The organism is Aeromonas sp. R3-1 (assembly GCF_040908345.1).
Taxonomy (GTDB): domain Bacteria; phylum Pseudomonadota; class Gammaproteobacteria; order Enterobacterales; family Aeromonadaceae; genus Aeromonas; species Aeromonas veronii.
Genome location: NZ_JBFODN010000073.1, coordinates 1 through 1986, shown reverse-complemented (window position 1 = coordinate 1986; position 1986 = coordinate 1). Strand labels below are relative to the sequence as shown.

Below are 1986 nucleotides of genomic sequence, written 5' to 3'. Positions count from 1 at the left end.
TGCCACCTTCGGTGCCCGTAACGAAGTACAGGGGATGGTCAAGAATGCCCTGAGCGGCCGCTCTACCGCCCGTGCCGGTGAAGTGGTGCAACTCTCTGATGCCGCACCGCGCAGCATCGATGCCGTTTACGTGGTGGCCAACAGCCTGGAAACCCGGATGATCAAGCCCTACGTGGATGTCTCGGTCAATCCGATGGGCAGCCTGCCCATCTACACCAGCTCCCGTGGCTACGACAGCGCCGCCACCGAGGTCGCCTCCGAGCTCAACGGCATGCATATCGCCGATATGCCGCTGCTGCTGGGTGGCTACGAGAAACAGCGCGAGCAAATCGCCCTGCTCTGGCCGCAGACCCAGGGCGACCTGCTGCGTCTGTTTGCCATGGGCTACGATGCCGTCAGCCTGGCTGAGAACCTGCAGCAGATGCGCAAGGTGGGTGGCATGCAGCAGGCCGGCATGAGCGGTCAGCTGAGCGTGGATGCCCAGGGCAATATCGTGCGGATGCTGAGCTGGGGTACTTACCAGAACGGAAAACTGGTCGACGAGAACGCCGTTCAGCAACTGGAGGAGCCCTCCAATGAAGGAACTATGGAAACGGATGCGCCAGCAGTTGCCGAGCCTGTTCCCCTCACCAACGAGCAAGGGACAGCACTTTGAACAAGTCGCTGAACGCTGGTTGCAGGCTCGGGGCCTGCAACCGGTAGCTCGCAACTACCGCTGTCGTGGCGGTGAAATAGATCTCATCATGCACCAGGGCCAGACCCTGGTGTTTGTTGAGGTGCGCTACCGGGCTACCGGCAGCCATGGCGGGGCCGCCAGCTCGGTCACCCGCAGCAAACAGCACAAGATCATGCTGGCAGCGCGCCACTATTTGAAGCAACATGCCATCAACGAGGCCAATCAGGCCTGCCGATTCGATGTGATTGCGTTCGAGGGCGACCAGCCAGCCTGGATCCAGAACGCATTTTAAGAGGACCCTATGACTGACCGCATCAAAGAGAACTACACCGAAAGCATCCAGACCAAGATAGCCGCCGCCGAGGCGCTGCCGGATGCCATCCATACTGCAGCCCAGATGATCACCATCTGCCTGCTCAATGGCCACAAGGTGCTGGCATGCGGTAACGGTCCTTCTGCCGCACTGGCGCAACTGTTCATCTCCGAGCTGGTCAACTGCTACGAGACCCAGCGCCCCTCCCTGCCCGGCATGGCCCTGACCCCGGACATGGCAACCATCAGCGCCATCGCCACCGATCACGGTTTTGAAGAGGTCTACGCCAAGCAGATCCGCGCGCTGGGCCAGCCTGGCGACATTCTGGTGGTCATCACCACCTCTGGCCACAGCCGCAGCCTGATCAAGGCCGCTGAAGCCGCCCTCTCCCGCGACATGACCATAGTGGTGCTGAGCGGGGGTGACGGTGGCGAAATGGCAGGTCTGCTCGGCCCGAACGATGTGGAGATCCGTGTTCCCTCCGCCCGTCGCCCTCGCATTCTGGAAGTGAACCTGTTGACCCTGCACTGCCTGTGTGATCTCATCGACCAGACACTTTTCCCGCAACAGGAAGATTGAAACCATGAAAAAGCACACTATCCTGCTCGGTCTGCTGGTTAGCACCCTGCTGCTGCAAGGCTGCGCAGCCCTGGTTGTTGGCGGCGCCGCAGGGACTGCCAAGGCCTCTGGCGATCGCCGAACGCTGGGCGCGCAGTGGGATGACCAGACCATCGAGTTGAAAGCGGCCAATCTGCTGGCCGACAACAAACCCCTCAGCGCAGCCAGCAAGATCAGCGTCTACAGCAACAATGGCCGCGTCCTGCTGGTCGGCCAGACACCTTCTGACGTTTACAAGATTGAGGCGGGCAAAATTGTCAGTCGCATCGAAGGGGTTCGCCACGTCTACAACGAATTGCGCATCGGCCAACCTGCCAGTTTCACCACCCGCAGCAATGACTCCTGGATCACCTCCAAGGTGAAAGCCGATATGTTCGGC

Annotated in this window: 4 protein-coding genes; all 4 read left to right on the top strand. The window is 60.7% G+C overall.

The window, feature by feature from the left end; all coding sequences use genetic code 11:
- Positions 1 to 655, top strand: a 655-nt coding sequence (locus tag AB5Y85_RS04380; protein ID WP_368221234.1) for a penicillin-binding protein activator, incomplete at its 5' end; no start/stop codon positions are given.
- A complete protein-coding gene (locus AB5Y85_RS04375) occupies positions 576 to 968 on the top strand; it encodes a YraN family protein (protein WP_085941981.1) in 393 nt (130 codons plus the stop codon). The genes AB5Y85_RS04380 and AB5Y85_RS04375, both read left to right, overlap by 80 nt.
- Before the next feature lie 9 nt (positions 969 to 977).
- A complete protein-coding gene (locus AB5Y85_RS04370) occupies positions 978 to 1568 on the top strand; it encodes an SIS domain-containing protein (RefSeq protein ID WP_005336275.1) in 591 nt (196 codons plus the stop codon).
- A gap of 4 nt (positions 1569 to 1572) precedes the next feature.
- Positions 1573 to 1986 (top strand): BON domain-containing protein (locus AB5Y85_RS04365; RefSeq protein WP_368221233.1); only part of this gene is annotated, 414 nt, incomplete at its 3' end.

Coding starts and splice junctions, on each gene's coding strand:
- AB5Y85_RS04375 (WP_085941981.1), top strand. CDS start 576: ATGAAGGAACTATGGAAACGGATGCGCCAGCAGTTGCCGAGCCTGTTC.
- AB5Y85_RS04370 (WP_005336275.1), top strand. CDS start 978: ATGACTGACCGCATCAAAGAGAACTACACCGAAAGCATCCAGACCAAG.